The organism is Arthrobacter sp. R4-81 (genome assembly GCF_054792365.1).
Window position 1 is genome coordinate 4,174,635 of the sequence record NZ_CP096445.1, and the last position, 23,919, is coordinate 4,198,553.

Annotated in this window: 23 protein-coding genes; 8 read left to right on the forward strand and 15 right to left on the reverse strand. The window is 61.7% G+C overall.

Annotated features, from left to right (window positions below; all coding sequences use genetic code 11):
• Positions 1-158: 158 nt before the first annotated feature.
• The 5 genes from M1E05_RS19275 to M1E05_RS19295 form a co-directional block, all read right to left on the reverse strand.
• Positions 159-929, reverse strand: coding sequence for an SDR family NAD(P)-dependent oxidoreductase (locus tag M1E05_RS19275; RefSeq protein WP_461163918.1), 771 nt, complete (start codon positions 927-929; stop codon positions 159-161).
• Between the two features lie 103 nt (positions 930-1,032).
• The gene (locus M1E05_RS19280; protein ID WP_461163919.1) at positions 1,033-2,898 is read right to left on the reverse strand and encodes an IucA/IucC family protein; all 1,866 of its coding nucleotides are present in this window, start codon (positions 2,896-2,898) and stop codon (positions 1,033-1,035) included.
• Positions 2,895-3,452, reverse strand: coding sequence for a GNAT family N-acetyltransferase (locus tag M1E05_RS19285; RefSeq protein WP_461163920.1), 558 nt, complete (start codon positions 3,450-3,452; stop codon positions 2,895-2,897). The genes M1E05_RS19280 and M1E05_RS19285 overlap by 4 nt, the downstream gene beginning before the upstream one ends.
• Positions 3,449-4,864, reverse strand: coding sequence for a lysine N(6)-hydroxylase/L-ornithine N(5)-oxygenase family protein (locus M1E05_RS19290; RefSeq protein WP_461163921.1), 1,416 nt, complete (start codon positions 4,862-4,864; stop codon positions 3,449-3,451). The genes M1E05_RS19285 and M1E05_RS19290 overlap by 4 nt, the downstream gene beginning before the upstream one ends.
• Positions 4,861-6,459 carry a pyridoxal phosphate-dependent decarboxylase family protein gene (locus M1E05_RS19295; protein WP_461165295.1) on the reverse strand — a complete coding sequence of 533 codons (1,599 nt, stop codon included), beginning with the start codon at positions 6,457-6,459 and terminating at the stop codon, positions 4,861-4,863. The genes M1E05_RS19290 and M1E05_RS19295 overlap by 4 nt, the downstream gene beginning before the upstream one ends.
• A 300-nt stretch (positions 6,460-6,759) precedes the next feature.
• On the opposite strand from M1E05_RS19295, the gene M1E05_RS19300 reads away from it, so the two are divergent.
• Positions 6,760-7,350, forward strand: coding sequence for a dTMP kinase (locus M1E05_RS19300; RefSeq protein WP_461165296.1), 591 nt, complete (start codon positions 6,760-6,762; stop codon positions 7,348-7,350).
• Positions 7,351-7,487: 137 nt separating this feature from the next.
• On the opposite strand, the gene M1E05_RS19305 is transcribed toward M1E05_RS19300, so the two are convergent.
• Positions 7,488-8,198 (reverse strand): hypothetical protein, encoded by a 711-nt coding sequence (locus M1E05_RS19305; RefSeq protein ID WP_461163922.1) that lies wholly within the window; start codon positions 8,196-8,198, stop codon positions 7,488-7,490.
• 143 nt (positions 8,199-8,341) lie between these two features.
• Here M1E05_RS19305 and M1E05_RS19310 point away from each other — a divergent pair, with 143 nt between their 5' ends.
• Positions 8,342-9,079: a GAF and ANTAR domain-containing protein gene (locus M1E05_RS19310; RefSeq protein WP_458112983.1), complete on the forward strand. Its 738-nt coding sequence runs from the start codon at positions 8,342-8,344 to the stop codon at positions 9,077-9,079.
• A gap of 12 nt (positions 9,080-9,091) precedes the next feature.
• Here the strand turns inward: M1E05_RS19310 and M1E05_RS19315 are convergent, their stop codons facing one another.
• The 7 genes from M1E05_RS19315 to M1E05_RS19345 all read right to left on the reverse strand — a co-directional run bounded on the left by M1E05_RS19315 (position 9,092) and on the right by M1E05_RS19345 (position 16,192).
• Complete coding sequence (locus tag M1E05_RS19315) at positions 9,092-9,436, reverse strand: GNAT family N-acetyltransferase (protein WP_309105774.1); 345 nt, start codon at positions 9,434-9,436, stop codon at positions 9,092-9,094.
• On the reverse strand, positions 9,433-10,776 hold the full coding sequence (locus tag M1E05_RS19320) for an acyltransferase family protein (RefSeq protein WP_461163923.1): 1,344 nt from the start codon (positions 10,774-10,776) through the stop codon (positions 9,433-9,435). The genes M1E05_RS19315 and M1E05_RS19320 overlap by 4 nt, the downstream gene beginning before the upstream one ends.
• Positions 10,777-10,890: 114 nt before the next feature.
• Positions 10,891-11,283, reverse strand: a complete 393-nt coding sequence (locus M1E05_RS19325) for a DUF1304 domain-containing protein (RefSeq protein ID WP_461163924.1) — start codon at positions 11,281-11,283, stop codon at positions 10,891-10,893.
• 72 nt (positions 11,284-11,355) lie between these two features.
• Positions 11,356-12,225 carry a class II fructose-bisphosphate aldolase gene (locus M1E05_RS19330; protein WP_461163925.1) on the reverse strand — a complete coding sequence of 290 codons (870 nt, stop codon included), beginning with the start codon at positions 12,223-12,225 and terminating at the stop codon, positions 11,356-11,358.
• Complete coding sequence (locus M1E05_RS19335; RefSeq protein ID WP_461163926.1) at positions 12,225-13,643, reverse strand: GntP family transporter; 1,419 nt, start codon at positions 13,641-13,643, stop codon at positions 12,225-12,227. The genes M1E05_RS19330 and M1E05_RS19335 overlap by 1 nt, the downstream gene beginning before the upstream one ends.
• A gap of 143 nt (positions 13,644-13,786) precedes the next feature.
• The gene (locus tag M1E05_RS19340) at positions 13,787-14,686 is read right to left on the reverse strand and encodes an NAD(P)-dependent oxidoreductase (RefSeq protein WP_458112978.1); all 900 of its coding nucleotides are present in this window, start codon (positions 14,684-14,686) and stop codon (positions 13,787-13,789) included.
• A 24-nt stretch (positions 14,687-14,710) separates the two neighbouring features.
• On the reverse strand, positions 14,711-16,192 hold the full coding sequence (locus M1E05_RS19345) for a four-carbon acid sugar kinase family protein (protein ID WP_461163927.1): 1,482 nt from the start codon (positions 16,190-16,192) through the stop codon (positions 14,711-14,713).
• Between the two features lie 147 nt (positions 16,193-16,339).
• Here M1E05_RS19345 and M1E05_RS19350 point away from each other — a divergent pair, with 147 nt between their 5' ends.
• Complete coding sequence (locus M1E05_RS19350; protein ID WP_458112976.1) at positions 16,340-17,056, forward strand: FadR/GntR family transcriptional regulator; 717 nt, start codon at positions 16,340-16,342, stop codon at positions 17,054-17,056.
• Positions 17,057-17,140: 84 nt separating this feature from the next.
• Positions 17,141-17,350 (forward strand): dodecin, encoded by a 210-nt coding sequence (locus M1E05_RS19355; protein WP_309105782.1) that lies wholly within the window; start codon positions 17,141-17,143, stop codon positions 17,348-17,350.
• 68 nt (positions 17,351-17,418) lie between these two features.
• On the opposite strand, the gene M1E05_RS19360 is transcribed toward M1E05_RS19355, so the two are convergent.
• Positions 17,419-17,802, reverse strand: a complete 384-nt coding sequence (locus M1E05_RS19360) for a MarR family winged helix-turn-helix transcriptional regulator (RefSeq protein ID WP_458112975.1) — start codon at positions 17,800-17,802, stop codon at positions 17,419-17,421.
• An 85-nt stretch (positions 17,803-17,887) separates the two neighbouring features.
• On the opposite strand from M1E05_RS19360, the gene M1E05_RS19365 reads away from it, so the two are divergent.
• The 3 genes from M1E05_RS19365 to M1E05_RS19375 all read left to right on the forward strand — a co-directional run bounded on the left by M1E05_RS19365 (position 17,888) and on the right by M1E05_RS19375 (position 21,378).
• Positions 17,888-19,342 (forward strand): MFS transporter, encoded by a 1,455-nt coding sequence (locus M1E05_RS19365; protein ID WP_461163928.1) that lies wholly within the window; start codon positions 17,888-17,890, stop codon positions 19,340-19,342.
• Positions 19,343-19,574: 232 nt separating this feature from the next.
• Positions 19,575-20,396 (forward strand): aldo/keto reductase, encoded by an 822-nt coding sequence (locus M1E05_RS19370; protein ID WP_461165297.1) that lies wholly within the window; start codon positions 19,575-19,577, stop codon positions 20,394-20,396.
• A gap of 10 nt (positions 20,397-20,406) precedes the next feature.
• The gene (locus M1E05_RS19375; RefSeq protein WP_458112973.1) at positions 20,407-21,378 is read left to right on the forward strand and encodes an aldo/keto reductase; all 972 of its coding nucleotides are present in this window, start codon (positions 20,407-20,409) and stop codon (positions 21,376-21,378) included.
• 9 nt (positions 21,379-21,387) lie between these two features.
• Here M1E05_RS19375 and M1E05_RS19380 read toward each other — a convergent pair whose 3' ends face one another.
• Positions 21,388-22,077 carry a GntR family transcriptional regulator gene (locus tag M1E05_RS19380; protein WP_461163929.1) on the reverse strand — a complete coding sequence of 230 codons (690 nt, stop codon included), beginning with the start codon at positions 22,075-22,077 and terminating at the stop codon, positions 21,388-21,390.
• 171 nt (positions 22,078-22,248) lie between these two features.
• On the opposite strand from M1E05_RS19380, the gene M1E05_RS19385 reads away from it, so the two are divergent.
• The gene (locus M1E05_RS19385) at positions 22,249-23,919 is read left to right on the forward strand and encodes an L-lactate permease (protein ID WP_461163930.1); all 1,671 of its coding nucleotides are present in this window, start codon (positions 22,249-22,251) and stop codon (positions 23,917-23,919) included.

The following is a 23,919-nucleotide window of genomic DNA, read 5'->3' on the forward strand; positions in this document are numbered from 1 at the left end:
AACATCCACATAAAATTGACGCAAGTAAGCGTCGCGACGCGTTGCTGTGCACGCTGCCGCCTTTCAATCAAGGCGGCATAACCGCTCCCCCCGCTTATTGCGGCAGACGTCAGTATAGGGGTTTTCGGAAGAACTGCATATCGCGGTCCACCGGGGCTCTATCTTGCCCTGCGAGGGGGTCCCGTCGTCAGCCGTGCCGGCAGTACTTGCGCCGCTGCCATCATGAACCGGTACCTCTTGGAGGGAATCCAAACAGCCTTGCCGTGCTCGCTCGCGGTCAGAGCCTCACGGACTACCCGGTCGGGGTGCAGCCACATCCACCGCGGGGCCACTGACTTGTCCATGTCCATCCGGTCGTGGAACTCAGTGTGCGTCAAACCAGGGCATACGGCCGTCACGGTGACGCCCTGGGGGGAGTAGGCGAGGTTGGCCCAGCGGCTGAAGGCAACCAGCCAGCCCTTGGCCGCAGAGTAGGTTCCCCGGGGAAGGAACGCGGCCACGCTGGCCACGTTGATGATCTTTCCGGAGCCGCGTTTCAGCATTGCTTTCAAAGCAGCATGGCTAAGCACCATCGGCGTCTCCACCAGCAGTTTCAGGTGCCTCTTCTCCTCCTCGATGTCATTCTCTTCGAATGACTTGAGCAGCCCGAACCCTGCGTTGTTGACCAGGATCTCCACCGGATGCTCGTCGTCGGACAGGCGTTCGACGACGGCCGCCACCCCGCCGTCGTCCGTAAGATCTGCCACGATCACCTCTGTCGAGATGCTGTACAGGTTCTCCAGCTCCCCAGCGGAAGCATCCAGCCGTTCCCTGTCCCGTGCCACCAGTACGAGGTGATGTCCTTGTTCGGCCAACTGGCGGGCAAACTCCGCGCCCAGGCCAGCAGTGGCGCCGGTGATCAATGCTGTTGTTCCTGTTGGCATGCCCATGGTCTCAGACTAACCGGGTGGCTTAACTTGCGGCAGGGACCGAACCGGGCCAAGGACCACTGGTCCTGAACAGCCCGGCTCGGTCCTGGGAGGATGCGGCATATTAGCCTGCGAAGACGGCCAGTGGATTCTTCAGGCTCCCCGCCATCTGGAGTCCGCCTGACGGATCAGAGATGTCCAGCATCTGCTGGTTGTTCCGCAGCTGGAGGCGGTTCAGACAGGAGAACTGAAAGTCATCCGCAAAGAGGTCATGCTTGGAGAACTGGTCCGCGAGTTCGGGATGCTCCGCCTGATAGTCGCGGATGGCCTCGGCTGCGGTGCGCCAGAACGTCTCCTGGCTCATCACGGAATCTTCCTCCAGGAGAGCGCTGAGGAACCTGAAGATGCAGTCGAACACGTCGGTGAAGATTGCCAGGACCTTCTCGCCGTCGGGGATGTCAGCCTTGACCCGACTTACCTCCTCCGGCAGTTCCATCCTCTCCCCCATCACCACAATCTCCTCAGCTATGTCCTTCATAATGGCGCGGACCGGAACCCCGTCCTCAAGCACCAGGATGACGTTTTCGCCGTGCGGCATGAATGCCAGCTCGTAGCGGAAGAGGCAGTGCACCAGCGGGATGAGATAGGCCTCGAAGTAGCGGCGCAGCCAGTCTGACGGCGCAAGCCCGGATCGCCCGATAAGGGCAGAAACGAAGGGTTTTCCTGAGCTGTCCACGTGAAGGAGCGAAGCCATAGTGGTCAACTGCTGGCCGTCCTTGAGCAAGGGAAGCGGACTTTCCCTCCACAGCGCCGAGAGCATCTTTCGGTAGGGCGAGCCCTTGGCCGAGGCGGCCTCGTAGTAGCCATTGTGGTAGCCCATAGCCGCCACTTCCCTGATCATGGCCAGCCCCCGCGATTGGAGGGCCTCGTCGCCGGTGATCAGTTCCTGCAACCAGTCATTGATGGCAGGGGTCGCTTTCATGTAATACGGCGAGAGACCCCTCATGAAGCCCATGTTCAGCACGGAGATGGCCGTTTTGACATAGCATTTTTCCGGCTCAGTTGTGTTAAAAAAGGTCCTGATGGACTGCTGGGCCTGATAGGCGTCGGCCCCGATTCCGAGATGCACAATGTGCTGTTGCGCTATTTCGGCAGCGAAGGTCACGGTCAGTTTGTTTTCCCACTGCCAAGGGTGCACCGGCATCAGAAAGTAGCTGGACGGTTCGAGGCCCTGGCTTCGAAGTTCGGCGTCGAAAAATGCGGCATCGCTGCCCAGTTCCGCCTCGAGGTGCTCGCGGTAGTCCAACCCTTCGCTGGACGTGAAGACCGCTTTGGTTCGGTGCACCGCGATCCAGTCGAGCTGAACGGGCGCTCCGGCTTCCGGCGCAAATGCACGGAAATCCGCAATGCCGAATCCAAGGCGGCCATTGTTGGCCACGAAGCAGGGGTGCCCCTCGGTCATGCTCCGCTCAATGGTTTGGAAGTCGATGCTCGGATTTGCTCCGCCCGTGACCCCAACAGCAAGCTCGGCCGAGGAAGGCTGCCCGATCCATTGCTTGAAGGCATGGCTGGCGAGCGTGCTGCTGATTTCCTCCAGATACACCGGCAGCATCTCTTCCCGGATACCCAGTGTCTCCCGGAATTCGGTGATGAAAGTCAGGGCATCAACGGTTGCTTCAGTGCCATTCCGTGTGCAGGCGATGGTGGTGCCGTCAATGGACCAGTGCTCCAGTTCCAGTCGCCGTGCCGTAAACCTGTACTCAGCAAGGCCGTCGTCGCTGACGAGACGGTAGGAGTGCGCCGTCCCCGCTCCCTTGACGTCCGCACCAATGGCAGGAGCGACCTTCTCCGGGGACAGGATTCTTTCATGCGAAAATTCGGCGAGCGCTTTGCGGACCAGGTGACGGTTGGCCTTTGCCCACAGTTCCGGTTTAAGGTGAGCGGCCGAATGTCCTGCCGCCAGTACGGATTCGAGTTCAATGGTGCTCATAAGGTGGCTCCCTGGAGGTCGTGTTCGATGAGGTCTCGCGCGGCGTGGAAGTCCGCGCGGGTGCAGAAGCTCAGCAGCGCCTGCTTATCCGGAAGGTCCACGACACCTGCTGGTTGGAAGCCCAGCCGCTCATTAAGTGCATGGATCTTGGTGTTTCCCGCATCCGGCTCAACAACCACGCGCTCAATGCCGGGCTTCTGGAACAGGTGCTCCAATACCGCCGTCATGACAGCAGTGGTGTAGCCGGATTGTGGCTGACCCGGGGGCGGTGCCACCAGAAGGTGCATGCCGATGTCACCGGGTTGCACTGCGTATACGGCTGCAAGGGGTGATGCTTCCGGCTGGTATTCCTCCATAAGGAAGGCGGGCTCATCGCCGTCGAGCCCCAGCAGCGCATGGTGATGGCCGCTCGACTGGATTCTGGAGTATTCCTCCGCAACGTCGTCGAGGGTGGCTGCCAGCATTCCCCAGAATGAGGCATAGGGCTTGGTGACCCAGCTGTGAAGCAATGGAGCGTCGTGGACAGCATCGAGGCAACGGAAAGTGAAACTCATCCCCGGACCGCCAATGCATCCGGCAGACCCGCTGCACGCGAACCTGCCGCCTGCTCAGCTGCGGCTCCCTGCCCTGACATGTCCTGTCCAGGGGCACCGAACTGCTGGAACGCGATGCTCCGCTCCACCGGGTACACCTCAGTGCCGGTCATCTCCCGCAAAATGCAGGAGTTGCGGTACGCGGCCATGCCGAGGTCAGGGGTCACAAAGCCATGTGTGTGCAGCTCCGCGTTCTGGACAAAGATTTCGGCGGGTTCGACGCCGGTGCTGTAGTTGCGGTCCACCGCGAACCGGCCGCGGGAGTCGCGTTCGATCCGGTCCTGGATGCCGGCAAGGAACCCTGGCTCGTGGTAGCTGTAGCCGGTGGCGAGAACCACGGCCTCGGTCTCCAGCGTGTAGTCCCGGCCCTGCTCCTCGTGCCGCAACTGCAGAGTGTGCGATGCGGCGGAGGTGTCCCATGATGCCGCGGTGAGCGCGGAATGAGTCAGCAGCTGTGTGTCCACCAGCCCGGACAGGCTCTTGGTGTAGAGGAGATCGTAGATGGCGTCGATGAGCTCGGAGTTGATGCCCTTGTAGAGGTTCTTCTGGCTCTTGATCAGCCCGTCCCGCTGCTCCTCCGGAAGCTCGTGGAAGTAATCCACATACTCCGGCGACGTCATTTCCAGTGTGAGCTTGGTGTATTCGAGCGGGAAGAATCGGCCGGACCGAGTGACCCAGTTGAGCTGGTACCCATAGACGTCGATCTCCTGCAGCAGCTCGTAGTAGACCTCTGCCGCACTCTGCCCGCTGCCCACAATGGTGATGCTGGCCTTGGACTGCAGCTCACTCTTCCTCAACAGGTAGTCCGCGTTGTGGAGGACAAGTCCGCCGGCATCAATCACCCCTGCACACGACTCCGGCACATAAGGTGACGTGCCAGTCCCCAGCACCAGCCGCCGTGCCCGGAGCACCTCGGGCCCTTGGGGACCGTTCAGCGACAGTGTGTACACGCCGTCGTCGTACGTGATCTCCCGGACATCAGTGCCGAACCGTACAGCCTCGAGCTGCCCGGCAACCCATTGGCAGTACTGGTTGTACTCCGCGCGCAGCGGGTAGAAGTTTTCCCGGATATAGAAGCGGTAGAGACGCCCGGTCTGCTTCAGGAAGTTCAGGAAGGAAAACTGCGACGTCGGATCGGCCAGCGTCACGAGGTCGGCCATGAACGGCACCTGCAGGTGGGCGGGTTCGAGCATCATGCCCGGATGCCAGTCGAAGGATTCCCGGCGCTCGAGGAACACCCCGTTTAGCCCGGCGACAGGCTCGCTCAGCGCGGCCAGCCCCAAGTTGAAGGGCCCGACGCCGATCCCCGCAAAATCGTAGACGCGTCCTGTTGGATTGCTGTGGTTCATGACTACGGAGGCTGACGTGTTCATGCGCGCACCCCTACCGTCGATGCATCTGTGTTGGCAGCGGGCACCTCGGGCAGCAGGCTTTCACCGGTGGTCCGTAGCAGGTTGATGATTTCCACGATGTCCTCAAGGGTGGCCTCTGCGTTGAGAAGAGTGAACTTCAGGTAGTGACTGCCGGCCACCGTTGTACCGGCCACCACGGCCTTGCCCGATGCGAACACAGCTGAACGGATGGCCGGGTTGAGGACGTCAGCCGTATCTTCCTGGAGGCGCGAACCATCGGCGAGGAGCGGCCGGTAGCGGAATACAAGAGTGCTGAGTTGGGGTTTGGCCGCCAGTTCAAAATCGGGATCCTCCGCCAGCACCTCCCCCACCCGGGCAGCAAGGTCTATCGCCTCGTCAAAGAGCGCACCGACAGCGTCCGCTCCCATGATCCGGAGGGTGAGCCACAGCTTGAGGGCATCGAACCGTCGCGTGGTCTGGATGCTCTTATCAACCTGGTTGGGAATTTCGGCGCGTGCGGCGCTTTCCGGGTTGAGGTAATCGGCGTAGTAGGTCACGTGGCCCAGCATGGACGCCTCACGAAGCAGGAGAGCACTTGAACTTACCGGCTGAAAGAACGTTTTGTGGAAGTCAACGGTGACCGAATCGGCGAGGCCTGTTCCATCCAGAAGCTGGCGGTAGGCGCCCGACACCATCAGTCCGCCACCGTAGGCTGCGTCAATGTGGAACCAGGCTCCGTAGGCGCGGGCCAGCGCGGCGAGTTCGGCCAAGGGGTCAACAGCGCCAAAATCAGTTGTCCCCGCAGTGGCCACAACAGCCATGGGGACCAGTCCGGCGTCGTGCGCTTCCGCCAAAGCCGAGGCCAAAGCCGTGGGATCCATGCGGTGTTCGGAATCGCACGGAACGGACACGACGGCGTCGTACCCGAGGCCCAGCATCGAAGCTGACTTCCGGATGCTGAAGTGGCTGTCCGCCGAAGTGAAAATCCGCATCTTGTCGAGCAAAGCGGGAAGGCGTGGGGCTGTGGTTCCGTCGCCCTCGGCGTTCCGACGAAGCTCGGCTGCTGCATGGTTGCGGGCGATCAGAAGCGCCTGGAAGTTGGACTGGCTGCCTCCGGAGGTGAAGATTCCATCCGCTGCAGGTCCCAGCTGCAATCGTTCAGCAGCCCAGTCGATGAGGCGGCGTTCAATCATGGTGGCCCCTGCGCTTTGGTCCCAGGTATCCATGGAGGAATTCACCGCGGACAGAACAGCTTCACCGACCAGCGCCGGAATCACGACGGGGCAATTCAGGTGTGCGGCGTATTTGGCGTCGTGGAAGTAGATCGCATCCCTCAGGTAAAGCGCTTCCAACTCCTCAAGGGCAGCAGCGGTATCCGGGAGAGGCTGTTCCAGGTTCACCCCGTCCACCCTAAGCTTCAACTCGCCGGGCTGGACGCCCGTGAATGGCCGCGTGGTGCGGTCCAGTTTGGTGGCGACCGCGTTGACTCCCTGCAGGACCTGGGCCACATACCGGGGCGAATTGCGGGCGTTGAAGAGCTGATTTGTGGCTGAAAGCGCCAACTCGACGCGGGAACCAAAGTCCTGAGCGGGCTTGGCCGGAACGTCGGCAGGCATTTCATCCAGAGGGGACGGCAACGTCACAGTGGTCTTCCTTTGATCGCATTGTTGGGTGGCAGGGCAAGGTAAGCCTTACTTAGGTTCCCCTTTACGTCAAACTCATGTGATGTAATTCATTTCACACAATGGAATGCGGGTACTTTAGCCGTCATTGACTTTTATGCCGGGAGAAATCAGGGCAGAATTCCGCTTCGGCCACGGCAGGTGCCAGCAGAGTGAGTGTGAGACCTGCGACATCACACCCACTCGGGCCGGCCGGGAAGTTAGGGTTAATGACTCGTGACGGAGGGAAACCGCTTGCTGATTGTGCTGACAGGAATTGACGGCTCAGGAAAGACCACCGCCGCCCAAGCCCTGGCTCGGGATCGAGGAGCGCTGCTGCTGCTGAGCAATTATGCTGGCCGGCGCCGGATGTCACTGCTCGCAGCCAGATTTGGGCTCCGCTTCCATGCACGCCTGGCTGACGCTGTTGAAACCATTATCCGCACCTTCAATGTGCTGGTTTCCCATGCACGTGCACAGAACCAGCCCGGCCTGGTGGTCATGGACCGGCATCTGTATTGCCAGCTGGCGCTACGCCAGGCAAAAGGGCTTCCCCGCGGCCGCTTCCTGCCCTGCCTCCTACGCAGGCTTCCGAAACCGGACATGGTGGTCCACCTGGTTGTTGATCCGGAGCAGGCACTCGGGAGAGTCCTGGCGCGCGGCACTGACACGGAATCGCTCGAGGAGCTGAGCGGCCTTGATGCGGCCTATCGTTCGCTCCCGGAATACCAGGACTTTCTTAAACTCGATGCCAGTGGCACCCCTGATGACGTGCTGGCCGCGCTGTCGCAGCTCCTCGAGGCATACGCAGCAGGACGGCCTGCCCTGACAGCAAGTCCGCGTTAGCTTCCTGCGGTGTCCTGGGTGGCGCTCCTCTTGCACAACAGCGTCCACTTGTTGCCGGCGTCCTGCTTCGCCTAGGAGAACTCGAACTCTGCACCAAAATAGGGAGAGCGAACAGGCCCGGCCGAGCCCGTACTGCTCTAGCCCATGGCGAGCTCGTCTTGCGGCGGGGCGTCCGAGCCCTCTGCATGCCGCCGCTGCAACTCGTCGGCAGCAAAGTCATACCAAGTATGGGCGCCGAAGAGTGGCTTGCGGGTGTCCAGGTGCCGGTACAGGGTGTCGGCCAGCTCCGCCAGGCTTTCGTCAGACATGGCGGCCACCGTCGACGCGGGTTCGAGAGTGCCCTCGAGGTAGAAGGAGAGGTCTGCTCCGCCCTCCGAGGCAGGCTTTGCATGACCTACATGGGAGCTTCCGGAAACCGCACCGAAGGCGGCTTCATTAAGCGACAACATGTTGTCACTGCCAAGCCCGGGAAAAATTTCGCCGTCGAGTCCGGCCATCCGCTCCCCGGCCATGCCTGCGTGGACAAGGCAGACCGGCAGCTCTATGGGCTCGATCAGCGTCAGCTGGAATGGATGGGGAGCGGACGGGGTGTCATCCCCGTCGCTGCTGTGGTTCAGTTCTGTTTCCCTGCCCTCCATGTGCCGAAGGTACTCCAGTACTTCGAGATCGAGATGGGAGGCCTGGGTCAGATCCACCTGGATGGAAGAGCGGCTGGCAAGCTGTTGGGCGCGACGCATGATGTGCAACAGGACCGGATAGTTTAACCGTGTAAGGCAACCTGTAGAGACGAGGGTTACGTGTCCGGGGTCAATATCAACGCGAACGGTGACACGCAGTTTGTGGTTCACGGGTTTCTCCACCTGATACTTCAAGAGAACATCCAAGAGCCAACTGCATAACTCCCTTACACCCTATGAGGCTTGTATTGTGGGTCACAAGTCAGGGCCTGATTCTTACGGTGCATTTCATCCAGTGGAACTAGAATTGGCTAATGGACGACATGGCGGTTGATACCTCAGTGGCTGAACGTCTTCAGGACCTTGTCATTGACAGCCCTGACGTGAGCAGCTTCCTCGCGGAACTGTGTGAATTGTCGGCTGCCTCCCTCTCCGAGTCGATTGGTCTGGACGTCACTTGCGCCATCACCCTGCAAAGGCGGCACCGGACCGCCACTGCGGGCTGGAGCAGCGAGGCTTCCCGCGCCTGCGACGAGATCCAGCATAATTTCGGCGAAGGCCCCTGCCTTCACGCGATGAATACCGGGACCACGGTGCTCGTACGGGACACACGAACTGACATGCGCTGGCCCGAATACGGATCCACCATCTCAGCAATTGGACAGTTCAGCGTGCTCGGAGTCCCCTTGGGGCTGGATGAGGGCGCCGCTGCCGCTCTCAATGTTTTTGCGCCTGTGCCCGATGCCTTCGACGCCACGGCCATCGGCCTCGCCGAAACCTTTGCCCGTCACGCCGAAAAATCGCTGAGACTCGCTGTGCGAATCGGAACGCGGCAGCAGCTGGCCGATGATCTGCGGGCGGCAATGGAGTCGCGGACAGCCATCGACCTCGCCGCAGGAATCATCATGGCGCAGAACCGCTGCACTCAGGAGGAGGCGCTGAGAATCCTGGCAAAGGCATCGAGCGGGCGGAACAAGAAGCTTCGTCTGGTTGCCGAGGACCTGGTGAAGAGCGTTGCAGCCTCCGCGCCGTCAACGCATTTCACACCCTAGGCAAAGAACGGATTACCCGGTGCCAGCCGGTGTCTCGGGCCAGTCGATGAAAAGTTCGTAGGCTTCGTGTTTCCGTAGGTAGCCGGCGATGAAGGGGTCGTGTGGAATGATCCGTTTTCCGGAAGCCAGGACGTCGTCCAGGGCGAAGTGAGCCAGTACCTTGGAGTGACCTTTTCCTTTGAACTCCTCGGCTGTTTCAGTCTGGATGAAGTCGATGTGACCGGGGCGGTCGATGAAGCGGGTCTGAACCGCGAGTTTGCCGCCCACCCGCAGCTCATAGCGGTGCAGGGCGTCGTTGCGAAGGGTTGAAACGTCCGGGCTGAACGTGTCCTCGGTGGATACCATGTTCTCCGTCATGGTTCGACATTGGCACTAAATGGCGGCGGTGGCAATGCCGGTTCCGAGCGGCCGGTCCCCTTCGCTTCCGGCACCCGGGCGGGAACCCGGCCAAGTAGGAGCGCGGCGAGGGTAAAACATGCCGCTCCCCCACCAAGAAGTCCCAAATTGAGGCCGTTGAACGCAGCATCAGTCACCGGGATGAAGACGACGACGACGGCGGTCAACACCGCCGCGGCGGGCCGACGACGGGCGTGGAAGGGCGCCGTCGGACGATCCTCCAGCCGCCCAAAAACCGCCAGTACCGGAAGCAGCAACGTGATCAACCCCAAGAGCACCACTGAACGGGACCACCACCACTCAGCCGTTCCGCCCGCCGGTTTGGGGAAATCCGTCAGGAGCCACAAGCCCGACATAGCGGCAAGAACGGGCAGGTGCCACAGGTAGACGGTCATGGACCGCCGGCCGGCAACAGCCAGGACCTTGTGCACCCAAGCTGCGGAAGCCACCGAATTGAGCCCGGGCCGGAAGAGTTCAAGAGTCGCGGCCTGAGAAATTCCCAGCAGCAACAGGGTCAGGTTCGGCGGGTTCAGGTTCACCAGCATGTTCCCCGAGTAAAGGCCCAACCCGGCCAGAACGGCAAGGAGAAGGTTGCTCAGGCCAATGACGGCCACCAGCATTGAACGGCTCAGCTTGCTGACATGACCGTCAGCAATGACGAACCCCAATTGCTGCACTGCGCACCAGAGGAAAACCATGTTGGCGTAGGCCAGGAGTGGCAGGACGCCGCGGAAGCAATCGACGGTCACCACCAGTGCCGCGAGGCCGCCGAGCGTGAGCCACGCTGAGCGCTCATGCAGCCTGGCCAGGACGGGGATGGTCAACTGCGTGGCGAGGTAGGCAGCCAGAAACCACAGCGGCATGCCCGCCCCCGTGGTAAGAAGCTGGATCACCTGTGGATGCACTCCGAGCAGCAGGGCGGTCCAGAGGCCCGTGAACATCACCGCCAGCAGGGCCGCCGCGGGGCGGATGAGACGCAACAACCGGGCCTGGGCGAATTCGAGGCCCGTTCCGCCGCGGTTACGCAGCCGGCGCCAGGACTGGAGCCCGGTGATGCCACCGGCCACGAAAAAGAGCGGCATGACCATAAAGATCCAGATGACGGGTTCGAACCAGTCCTGGTTTCCCAAGGTGTTTTCGGAGGTCACCGTGCCATCGGGATGAAGGACCGGGCTAACCATCATGGTGTGGCTTACCACTACCAGTACCAGGCAGAAGAAGCGGGCAAGATCGATCACCAGGTCACGTGGCGGCGTTTCCCCCGGATCCCCGGCCTGCGGCTTCCCACTTGGAAGGCCCATTGAGCTCCCCTATGAACACGGGTTCAGAACCCGACTGCTTACTCTCATTCTCCGCCCGGGGCGGGTTAAGGACCAGCAGCGCCGCGCCCAACGCCGATACCCGCACTGTCAGTCTCAGGCAGTCAGCAGGGCCAGGATTCCCAGCACGACGGCGAGGAAAGGCGTGGCTCCCTGTGTTGTGGCCGCGCGGAGGTACTTTCGCCCGCTCAGGGCCAGGACGAGGGCGGCCAGCAGCATGGACCCGCAACTGCTGAAAATCAAGGTCCACCCCACAACGGGCTGGCCGAGGGCAACGGCTGCGATGCCTGCGAATGCACCGGTGGCCAGGAAGAGATTGTAGAAGCCTTGGTTGTAGGCGAGAAACCTGGTGGTGTCGGCGTCAGCCTGGGAGGTGATGCTGAAGCGCTTCCAGGTTGCCGGCTGGGTCCACGTAAGGGACTCCATAGTGAAGATGTAGACATGGAGAAGGGCTGCAATGGTCGCGAAGATAAGGGAGGCCAGGATCATTTAGCTGATCCTAGCCCCCCTCAAATATTTGATTGTCCGCCTTTGATTTCAACTCCGCCGACGAGGCGGATTTCAGCGTGTCAGCGTGGCCAGTGCTCCGGCCGCGAAGTCCTTGGCTGACTGGTTCCATAGCCTTAGCAGGCCTTGGAGGTTCTCTCCATCCGCCCGATAATCACTGGTGTTCGCCTCCAGCGTTGCAAGCACCCCCGTGCGGAGTTCAGTGTTGAAGTTGACCTTGCCCACGTTCATGGCAGAAGCCTTCACCAGCTCCTCAGCGGGAATGCCTGACGCACCGTGCAGCACGAGCGGTATATGGGTGCGTACGGCAATGTCCTGCAGCACGTCCCAGCGCAGTTCCGGTTCGCCGATGTACTTCCCATGGACGTTCCCGACGGCGACAGCGAGGAGCTGGGCGCCCGAGCGGGCCACGAAGTCCTCCACTTGAGCGGAATCTGTGAGCCCGGCCATCCTATTCGCGGCGGATACGTCTTCGACTCCAAACGCCCTGTCCTCATCGCCCGCGAGTCCGCCAAGTTCGGCTTCCATGACAACCTCGGCCCGGCCTTGGGCATCCAGGACTGCCCGGACCTCCCTGACCAGCGCAATGTTGTCCTCGTAAGGAAGTGCTGAACCGTCCACAAGGACGGAATCCGCCCCTGCCTTGACGGCGTCGACGATCACCTGGACGTCCGTGGCGTGATCCAGCTGGACAGCCACCGGCACCGCAGCGGAGTCAGCAACACCTCGCAGTGCGGCTATCAGCCGGAGGCCGTCCGGGGTGGCAGCCGTCTTGGGTGCAACGAGCAGAATGGTTCCGCATCCTGCCTCCTCGGCCGCGGCCACCACTGCCAGTGCGGTGGTGAAGTCGTAGCAGGTGAAGGCGGGAATTGCTGCACCCTTCTGCAACGCTGAAACAACCAGGTGATCGAGTCGGGTGCGCATCAGACGCTAAGACCTCCCGCCAGGATCCATACCAGGTAGGTGAGGATGAAACCTGCGACGCCGAGAATGGTGGTGAGCACGGTCCAGGTCTTGAGCCCGTCGGCCACCGACAACCCCAGGTACCGGGTGACAATCCAGAAGCCGGAGTCGTTCACGTGGCTCAGGCCGAAGGCTCCGAAGCCGATGGCAAGGAGAATCAGGGCGGTCTGCAACGGTGAGAATCCGCCGTCGGCGACGGACGCTGCCAGGAGGCCAGACGTTGTGATGATCGCAACGGTGGCTGAACCCTGGGAAGCGCGGAGGATGGCAGCCAGGACGAAGGCCATCAGGATTACCGGAAGACCGGCGGTCTGCAGTCCTTCCGCGAGCGCCTTGCCGATGCCGGAGACAGTCAGGACCTTACCGAAGACGCCTCCAGCGCCGGTGACGAGGATAACGATGGCAGTGGGAGCCAGGGCGGAGTCCATGACTTCACCGGTGTGCTGTGATGACCAGCCGCGGCGAATGCCCAGGAAGTAGTACGCCATGCCCAAGGCCGTCATCAGGGCGATCAGCGGGGCGCCAATAAAGGCAACAAGGCTTGACGCGAAGCTGTCCTTGGGCAGGATGACTGCCCCCACCGTTCCCACCATGATCATGAGGATGGGGAGGACGATCAACGTGATAATCATGGCAGGGCTCGGAGGCGCCTTGACGTGGGTCTTGGTTGCAACACTGGAGCCGCCGCCTGCTGCATCCTGTTCCACCTCGGACTTGCCGGAACCGAAGAGGCGGAACTGCTCGGCCGTGGCAGGCAGCATCGTGAATTCGCGGCGATTCAGCTTGCGGGCAATGAAGTAGCCCAAGACGCCGACGGGGATGCAGATCAGCAGGCCGATGATGGTGACCCAGCCGATGTCCGCCTTGAGGATTCCGGCGCCGCCCACTACTCCGGGGTGCGGGGGGACAACAACGTGGATGGCCAGCATGATGGCGCCGACGGGGAGGCCGATCTTGACCGGGTTGACTCCGGCTGCCTTGGAGAAGCCGTAGATGATGGGGATCAGGATGATGAATCCGACGTCGAAGAATACCGGGATGGCCAGCAGGAAAGCTGCCGCGGTGAGGGCAGCAATCACGCGGCGCGGACCAAGTATGGAGGTGAACTTGCCGGCCAGGGCCTGCGCTCCACCGGAAATTTCAATCATCTTGCCCAGCATGGCGCCAAGGCCCACGAGGATGGCGACGGATCCGAGCGTTCCGCCCATGCCTTCCGTGACCGTCTTGATGATGTCCTGCAGCGGGATTCCGGCTACCAGCGCCACAGCGACGCTGACTACCAGCAGCGCCAGGAAGGCTGGGATCTTGAACTTGATCACGGCCACGAGCAGCAGGACAACGCCGGCTACTGCTATGGCCAGGAGAGCGAGTGCGCTCATGGTGTGTCTCCTTTGACAAGCCAGCCTACTTCCAGACCGGCGGTGGGGATACGGGGAACTTGCTGATTGTGGGTGGAACAGCGACGGCGGAGGGGGACCGCCGTCGCCGGATCTTAGGGGGTCAGGACCTTTGGGTCTTGGACCTAGACAGTGCGCTTGGTGGGCGCGACAACTTTGATGACGGCAGAATCATCTGCGGCGGCGAGGCCTTGGGCCTGGCCCAGGAGGTACAGCTGTTCTGCAGCGGCGGCGACGGGAGCTGCGAGTCCAGCGGCGCGGGTGGCCTTGCCCACGATGCCCATATCCTTGACGAAAATGTCCAGGCGGCTCAGCACTTCGGCACCTTCCTCGGTGTAGGCCTCGAGGATGCGGGGGCCGCGGTTGGAAAGCATAAAGGAACCCGCTGCCCCGGCCTCGAGTGCCGCCAGGGTCTTGGCTTGGTCCAGGCCAAGGGCATCGGCCAGGGCCATGGCCTCTGCAGCGGCCGCGATGTGCACTCCGCAGAGCAGCTGGTTGACGGTCTTGAGGGCCTGGCCGTCACCTGGCTTGTCACCGACAACAGTCAAGGTTGAGGCGAGGAGTTCCAGGACAGGGCGGGCAGCTTCGTAGGCTGCGGGGTCGGCGCCCACGACGATCAGCAGATCGCCCTCGCCGGCACGCTTGGGGCCGCCGGAGAGGGGCGCGTCTACCAGCGCCACGCCGAATTCGGCAAGCCGCTCGACAGTTGCAGGAATGGCTTCAGTGCCGACGGTGCTGGTCAGGATCACTACGGCGCCCGGCTTCAGCACGGAGGCCACGCCGTTCTCGCCGAAGAGAACGTCATTGAGCTGTTCGCCGTTGCGGACGGCGAGCAGCAGGGCATCGGTTTCCTGTGCAGCTTCCTTGGCCGTTGTGAAAGTGTGGACTCCGGCCTCGGCAGCAAGCTGCAGGCGCGCCTCCGCGATGTCGAAGCCGTGGACGGTCAGTTCTGATGCGAGGCGGGTGGCCATTGGCAGGCCCATGGCTCCGAGGCCAAGGACGGTGACGGTGTACTGGTCGCTCATGATGTTCTCCGTTGAATGGTGGGACTAAAACGTGGTGCTGAGTTTGCGGGTGACCTGGGCCAGGGACTGGTCATCGCCTACGTTCCCGGCAAACACGATGTACGGGATGCCCTTGGCAGGTCCGTCCACCGGTTCCCAGAGGCTGACGATTCCTGGGAGCATGGGGCCCCGCACAATGGCGTGGCGGATTTCCAGCCCGTGCGCGGCGACGTCGGAGGAGGTGATGCCGCCCTTGGCGATTACAAAGCGCGGCGGGAAGGTTTTGAGGGTCCGGTTCACGAGAGCAACGACGGCGGCGGAAACAGTCCGCGCGATCCTCAGGCTGTCGGCGGCGTCGTCCGTCTTGATGAGCAGGCGGCTGGTGTGAACAATGACGTCGCCCTGCCGGAGTGCCTCCGCTACGGCGCCGACAGTGGCGTCAAGGTATGCCTCGGCTTCGTAGCCCAGGAGCCTTTCGACGTCGACCTCCACGATCTTTGCCGAACTGTGCTGGTCGGTGAGGACTTTGAGCTGGCGGGTTGTGACACTCACATGTGACCCCACCACGATCAGTCCCCCCGCAAGGGAGGGCGTGTTGCCTGCATAGGCCTCTTCACCGCTGAGTTCGCTGCGGATCTCCTGGCCGATGCGGGCACGCACGAAGGGCGGGCCTACCCGGTAGAGGAGCTTCTTGCCGCGGCGTTCGGCCTCTTCCAGTCCCAAGGCCAGCGCGCGGAGGTCATTTTCAGTCACGATATCCGCCACGATGGGCGTCGATCCGCTGGCCGGTGCGATCGCGTCGGCGATGGCCTTCGCTGAAACCTGGGGATCGCCGTCCGGGCCGGCGGCCCTGATGATGTTCAGGTCCAGGACAATGACGGAGCTGGCCGGATAGCGGCCCTGCGATTTCTCGGCCACGTACTCAGCGAGCTCGGATTTGGCGAACGCAAAGCTGGCATCCTTGGCAAACTCGGTCTCTGAAACAGGGGTCAGCCGCCCTGCTTCGGTACCGGTGCCGCGCATGTAATGGACTCCGCCGATGGTCACGCGGCCTGCATCCGGGAAAGCCGGAACGATCACGACGCCGTCGGTAACCTCGCCGCTGGAAGCCGCCAGCGTAGCGGCGATGGTGTCGGGTTCCAGGGGGAAATGTCCGCGCAGTGTGGAATCTCCGCGGCTGACGAAGCCCACGCGGAGGGGGAACTCGCTCTTATCCGCTGCGAGGAGGGCATTACGGACAATTTCCTCGTTCCGGGCAGCAGCCTCGGCCGGGTCCAGGCTGCGGGTGTTTGTGAGGACGTAGACGGCGGGCTTGCCCTGGGCGAAAGCCCACGTGAAATCGGCGGCATCCCACCGGGTCAGCACGGGCAGGTCCGAGACCGACTGCGTGCCTGTTGGATCGTCGTCGAGCACCACCAGCACCTGCGGAGTGACAGCGGCGGAAGCGGCCACAGCTTCGGCAACGAGCTGAGCGGGAATCTGGACCTCTGCCGGGTAGGCAGCCAGCACATCTGCTTCAAGGGGCACTTTGCACTCCATTGTGTGGGTAATCGCTACTGTTGGGACATTTGTAAGATGTCAGACATCTTGCATCTGCTGATAGTGTGGCATAAGGCACACAAAAGACGCAAGTAGGCTTGACCAATACGTTGGCAAACGCCGCAAGGGGGCAAAATGGCACGGAAATCACTCGTCGAGATGGTGGCAGACGAGCTTCTGGACCGGATTATCGCCGGCGAGTTTCCGCCAGGCACCAGCGTGCCTGGCGAACTCGAGCTCAGCGCTAAGCATGAAGTGAGCCGTATGACGGTACGCGAAGCCATGAAGACCCTGGAAGCCCAACGGATCCTCAGCGTGGAACGCGGGAGGGGAACATTCGTGAACCCCTTGAGCCGCTGGTCCTCCCTGGAGGCCGTGTTGCGCGCTGCGTCAGAAGGCGTGGACGACGCTGCAGCCGCCGTCCAACTGATCGAACTTCGCCGGATGCTCGAATCCGGGGCCTGTGAACTGGCGGCCATGCGTATCAGCGATGTCGATGTCCAAACCCTTCACCGCCATGTTGCCGCCATGCGCGCCGCCCACAAGATCAACGACGTCGCAGCCTTCGTTGAAGCCGATCTGGCCTTCCACGACCTGATTCTGCACGCCTCGGAAAACGTCTTTGTGGCCGTGCTTTTTGAACCCCTTCACCGCGTGCTCCAAAAGCGACGGACGCAGACGTCGCGTGTACCTGAGATCCAGGCCCACGCAATCGACCACCATCAGAACATCGCCAATGCCCTTGAGACCCGCGACCCCATGCAGTCCCGGGACGCGATGGATGCCCACATGGAGCAAACCCTCAACGATCTGAAAACGTACGTCCTCGAGGCCCAGGCAACCCCGGCATAGGCCTAGCTGGACTCGCCTCCGTCCGATACTCTGCAGAGACGGCCCGGCCGGCCCGGGTATCGACGAGGATCACGAGGAGCTACGTTGCCTAACCACACCTATAGCATTTCTGAAATTGTCGGAACATCCACTGAAGGCGTCGATGATGCCGTCCGCAACGGCCTCGCTGAGGCTGCCAAAACACTACGCAACATGGACTGGTTTGAGGTCAAAGAAATCAGGGGCCACCTCGAAAACGGCGCCGTTGCCGATTGGCAAGTGACCATCAAGCTCGGATTCCGCTTGGAGCGCTAGGCAGCTCCCGGGCTTCATCGGCCATAAATCCAGCCCCCGCGGAGGAGACAACTGCGGGGGCTGCTTCGTTAACTGAGCTGACTCAGGTTTTCCTGGAGCAGGGTCCGGTGAGCGACGGCGGCATCCGCATGCAAGGCGCGGCCGGCATCAGTAAGTTCGAGGAACAGTGACCGCCTGTCATCCTCGCAGGAGTGCCGGGTTATCAGGCCGGCTTTCTGCAGGCGGTCAACCACCTTGGACAACGCGCTTTGGGTCATGGGCGTGCGCTGCCCCAGCTGCTTCATACGACAGGCATCGGCGTTGTCGGCCACGAGGTCCAAGATCTCGAACTCATTGAGCCCGATGTTGAACTTCGCCTCAAGCTCGCGGTCGATGGCCCCGGCCGTGCGGAAGTAGGCGCTCTGAATGTTGCGCCACTGCTCCACCAGCTCACGATCCTGTGCCATTTCCATGGCCCCATCCTAGTAGATCAGGCAAATAATGTCCACGTCATAATATTCCTTGTCATTAGATGACACGTCATATAGATTGGCCGTTATGAATTCACTTTCCACTCTTGAAAGATCAGCTGGAGAACAGCCCGGACCCGCCCGCTGGAACCGTGCACAATGGATGCTGCTTCTGGTTCTCTGCACCGTTCTTGCACTCGACGGCCTTGACGTCTCCATGGTGGGCGTGGCATTGCCCTCAATAGGCCAGGAACTCAACCTCGGCACCGATTCCCTGCAGTGGATCGTCTCGGCGTATGTACTGGGTTACGGAAGTCTCCTGCTCCTGGGTGGCCGGCTGGCCGACCTCCTGGGCCGCCGTCGTATCTTCCTGATTGCCCTCACAGTCTTCGCCGCGGCATCCCTGCTGGGCGGACTTGTGGATGATCCCACCCTCCTGATCGCTACCCGCTTCATCAAGGGACTGGCTGCGGCCTTCACAGCACCTACCGGTTTTTCCATCATCACCACCAACTTCGCCGAAGGGCGGGAGCGTAACCGCGCCCTGTCCATCTTCTCCACGTTCGGTGCCAGCGGATTCTCGCTGGGCTTGGTGGTAGGCGGACTCATGACCACCATGAGCTGGCGCTGGACGTTCTTGGTCTCGGTACCGGTCGCTATAGCCGTCGTTCTTCTGGGCCTCAGATTCATCCCGAAGGACAACCCGGCAGATCAGGAACAGGACAGTGGCCACGATATTTGGGGCGCGGTGACCCTGGCTTTGGGCATGCTGGGCCTGGTGTACACGTTGGTATCGGCACCGGAGCGGGGATGGGGATCTGTGGCAACTATCGCCGGGTTCGCAATCTCCGCCGCGATACTGACAGCCTTCGCCGTGATCGAAAAGAGAGTTGCCCATCCCCTTATCCGCTTCAGTATTTTGAAGGAAGGATGGGTGGCTCGCGCCAACCTGAGTGCTGTAGGCCTCTTTGGCTCCTACCTCAGCTTCCAGTTCATCGTGACCCTGTTCCTGCAGTCGGTCCTCGGCTGGAGCCCGCTGAGCATGGCGCTGGCACTCCTGCCCGCAGGCCTCCTGGTGGTCGCCACAGCGCCATTTGCTGACAAATTCATTGACAGGTTTGGGGCTCCCCGGCTGATTGTGGTTGGCCTGGCTGCGCTGACTCTGGGCTACATCCTGTTCCTGCGCGTCGGAACTACGCCGAACTATGCAATCGACATCCTTCCCTCCATCCTTCTGCTCGGCGTCGGCTTTGCCCTGGCATTTCCCTCCATCAACGTCCAGGCGACGGCCGGCATCCGGAACTCCGAGCAGGGATTGGCTGCCGGCCTGATTCAGACCAGCACCCAGGTTGGTGCAGCGCTGGTACTCGCCGTCACCACAGCCGTCATCAGCGGGCACGGGACCGATGTCCAATCCAGTGCTGCCGAAATGCTTACCCAGTACCGTCCTGGACTGATCCTCAGTGGCGTTGTGGCCATCGCGGCCCTCACGGTGGCTGCGGCTCCGACGCGGCGCTCAAAGGTGCTGGCGACTGTCGGATAGCCGCTCTCGGCAGGGTCATCCAGGCTGACGACGGCAGGAAAGGCTCAGGCCCGCAAATACGCACCAGGCATATTTGCGGGGCCTGATCCTGCTGACAGGACGGCGGAAAATGTTTAGGCTCGATACAGAGCCTGAGCGAAAACGCTTTCTCAGACCGCCGTCGATCGGAAAGAGCCCAACAGTGTCAGAATCTGCAAACAGCCCACAGACCCACGAGACAGGGGAAATCCTCATCCCGGACATCGCTCTCAATAACGGAGTCAGGGTCCCGCAACTTGGATTTGGCGTGTTCAAGGTCCCGCCGGAAGTGACTCAACGGGTAGTGGAGGATGCACTGGAAGCGGGCTACCGCCACATCGATACGGCGGCCGCTTACCGAAACGAGGCCGGCGTCGGTGCCGCCATAGCAGCCTCGGGCGTCCCGCGCGAAGAACTGTTTGTCACCACGAAGCTTCGCAACGGGGAGCAGGGGGAAGCCCTGGCAGCGTTCCACAACAGCCTTAGAGCGCTTGGCCTTGATTACGTGGACCTCTACCTCATCCATTGGCCGGTTCCTTCCCAGGGACTCTTCGTCAGCGCCTGGCAGGCGATGGAAAAGCTCTATGCCAACAACCAGGCGCGGGCGATTGGCATCTCCAACTTCCTGTCGCAGCACATCGACACCCTCCTTGCCCACGCCGACGTTGTTCCCGCCCTCAACCAGATCGAACTCCACCCCACGTACCAGCAGCGGGAACTGGCAGCCAAGTGCAACTCTCTGGGAATGGCCACCGAGGCCTACAGCCCCTTAGGCCAGGGAGCGGACCTTGAAGCCCAGGTGGTGAGAGAACTGGCCGCCAGCCATGGGGCCACTCCCGCACAGATCATCCTTGCGTGGCATCTCGCCCAGGGCACCATTGTCATCCCAAAGTCTGCCAACTCGGCGAGGATGCGGGAGAACCTTGGTGCCACGTCCCTCCAGCTCACGCCGGCGGAATTGGAATCCATTACCGCCTTGGAGGCGGGGGCACGCATGGGGTCCGATCCCGCCGTCGCAGCCTTCACGCAAATGTAAGGAACTGACTATGCAGTACACCCACCTTGGCCGTTCAGGCCTGAAAGTCTCGCGCCTGTGCCTGGGCACCATGAACTTCGGACCGCAGACTGAAGAAGCCGCTTCCCATGCCATCATGGACTCCGCGCTTGACTCCGGCATCAATTTTTTCGACACGGCCAACGTCTATGGTGGGGCTGAGCACCGGGGCTGGACGGAGGAGATCATCGGCCGCTGGTTCGAACAGGGCGGCGAGCGGCGTGAAAGGACCGTGCTGGCCACCAAGCTCTACGGCACCATGACCGACCGCCCCAATGAATCCAGGCTGTCTGCCCTGAATATCCGGCGTGCCCTTGATGCGAGCCTCAAACGGCTCCAGACCGACTACATCGACATTTACCAGTTCCACCACGTTGACCGGGACACGCCTTGGGACGAGATCTGGCAGGCAATGGAGGTCGCTGTACAACAGGGCAAGATCCTGTACGCCGGCAGCAGCAATTTCGCCGGCTGGCACATTGCCCAGGCGCAGGAATCCGCTGCCCGCCGCAACTACGCGGGACTTGTCAGCGAACAATCCATCTACAACCTGCTCACCCGCGCGGTGGAACTGGAAGTCCTTCCCGCTGCCCAGCAATACGGGCTGGGACTGATTCCCTGGTCTCCGCTTCAGGGCGGTCTGCTCGGTGGCGTTCTCAAGAAGGAGAACGACGGCGTTCGTCGCACCCAGGGCCGCGCCGCCCAGGCTTTGGCTAAACACCGGGACAAGATCCAGCAGTACGAGGACCTTGCGGACGACCTTGGCCATGAACCAGGTGACGTTGCCCTCGCGTGGCTCCTGCACCAGCCGGCGGTCACGTCCCCGATCGTGGGTCCGCGTACCCAGCAGCAGTTCGACGCCGCTCTCCGCGCTTTGGAGGTGAAGCTGGACGCTGATGCCCTCAAACGGCTCGACGACATCTTCCCGGGGCATCGCACAGCTCCGGAAGATTACGCCTGGTAAGTCAGGGAGCTAATCACCGAGCGACGACTTAAGCTCAGCCTCGGGCCCGGGGACTCCGCCGACCGCTTCAATGAGGCGCTCCCGGGGGCGGCTCAGGTGCTCGACGAGGAAGGAACTTGCTGCCGCTCCGTCCCCGGCCTTAATCAGGTCCAGCAGATGTTGATGCTCGCGGATGATCCGCCCCACCTCAACCAATTGAAGCCCCTGGATCTGGGCCATGCACAGCTTCACCTGTGAAACGAGGGATGCATACATCTGGCTGGTCCGCGGGCTGCCAATGCTGTCTACCAGGGCCATATGGAAGCGCATATCGGGATCCACGGTGTCCAGACCGGAACCATCGGTGAGCTGTTCCAGTTCCCGCTGGGCTGCGAGCGCACCCGGGGGCACAGTCCGCGTTTCCGAAAGTTCTAACAGTGCTGCCTGCTCGAGGCGCGCGCGGGTCTTATAGATATCCCGAACGTCATCGGGCCCAAGAGTGACAAGTCGGGCGGTTTTGTTGCTTCGACGCTCCAAGAGCGACTCAGCGACCAGCTTCTCGATGGCTGCCTTCGCCGTCGGACGCGCTACCTCATAGCGCGCCGCTACATCCGCTTCAGTGAAGGTGGTCTCGCCCTGATACTCGCCGCGCAGAATCCGTTTGCGGATGTCATCGGCGATTGCCTCCACGAGTGAAACGGTCATGAGCTGGGCTACCACAGCCTCCTCCTAAGTCCTTGGTTTTTTCATGCTATGCCTTACTGACACAACAGGTCTACATGTCAGTCTTGTGCACTTGCTAGACAATTTTCTCTCTGGTGGGTACTCTTGCTAGACAATTGCAGGTGACAGCTACCACATCTGCTCCGCCGCTCTCGATGAGGAGACGTTGTGTTTGAACAGGTTCTAGACCCAGTAGCAAATTCGTTAGTCTGGTCGGCGCTTCTGGCTGCCGCACCCCTGATCGTGCTCTTCGTGCTCCTTGGCGCTTTCCGCGTCAAAGCGCATGTTGCGGCGCTGACCTCGCTGGCCCTGTCGATGGTTACCGCCGTCCTCGTGTGGCAGATGCCAGTCGGACAGCTGCTAAGCGCCACTGCGGAAGGAATGGTCTACGGGCTGATCCCCATTCTGTGGATCCTGATCAACGCTCTGTGGATCTACAAGCTGACGGTGATTACCGGCTGGTTTGAAGTTCTGGGCGCCCGCATCCGGCGAATCTCTAATGACCAGCGGGTTCTGGCCATCATCATCGCGTTCTGCTTCGGAGCGCTCCTTGAATCGCTGGCGGGCTTCGGCGCCCCTGTCGCCATTTCGGCGGCCATGCTTTTGGCTGCGGGCATGAAGCCGCTGAAGGCGGCCTTGGTGTCGCTGCTGGCCAACACAGCCCCGGTGGCATTCGGATCCATGGCTGCTCCTGTGGTTACGCTGGCGGCAGTGACGGGCATCGACATGCACACTCTGTCGCAGATGGCAGGACGCCAGACTCCTTTCGTTGCGGTCATCGTTCCATTCATCCTGGTGTTCCTCGTCGATGGCCGGCGTGGATTGCGGGACACCTGGCCGGTGGCACTGGTTGCCGGCGTGGTGTTTGCTGTCGCCCAGTTCCTGACGGCCAACTACCTCGCGGCTGAACTCACAGACATCGTGGCTTCGATCGCCACGGTCTCGGCAGTGCTGCTGACGCTGCGCTGGTGGAAGCCTCGTGCTGAAGTGGCGTTCACCGCTTCCAGCTCTGCCCAGGAGGAGGCCAGCGCCCTCGCTCAGGGCGGTAGCACCATGACCATCACCCAGACCCGCACCCTTGAGATGGCTGGCTCGTCCCTTCGGTCCACCCTCTTTGCGGTGCTTCCCTACCTCGTCATCATCGCCGTTTTCGGACTCAGCCAGGTGCCCGCCATCAAGTCCTGGCTGACCTCCATTGGTTCGGTCACTTTTGCCTGGCCCGGGCTGGATGTGGTGGACGCCACCGGGAATCCTGTCGCGGCCCAGAAGTTCAAACTCGACCACCTCAAGGCCACTGGAACACTCCTGCTGCTCTCGGGCGTGACGGTTGCCGCCTTCTATCGGGTTAGTATGGCCCAGGCACTGACCGCATACAAAGACACCCTGATCCAGCTGCGTTTCACAATTGTCACGGTTGTCTCGGTCCTCGCCCTCTCGTTCGTCATGAATCTCTCAGGCCAGACAGCCAGCCTTGGCTTCGCCCTGGCGTCCGCAGGCGGGCTCTTCATTCTCTTCTCCCCCGTGCTCGGATGGCTGGGCGTCGCGATCACAGGCTCGGACACCTCCTCAAACTCTCTTTTCGGCCTCTTGCAGGTAACGGCCGCAAACCAGGCAGGGCTCAGCCCGATCCTCACCGCAGCCACCAATTCCTCCGCCGGCGTGCTTGGAAAGATGCTCTCGCCACAGAACCTCGCTGTTGCGGCAGCGGCCGTCGGTATGGCCGGCAAAGAAGGCGACATCTTCCGCAAACTCATCGGGTGGAGCCTGTGCTTATTGGTGCTGTTTACCGGGCTTGTGTATCTGCAGTCCACGCCGATCCTCGGATGGATGGTTCCCTGA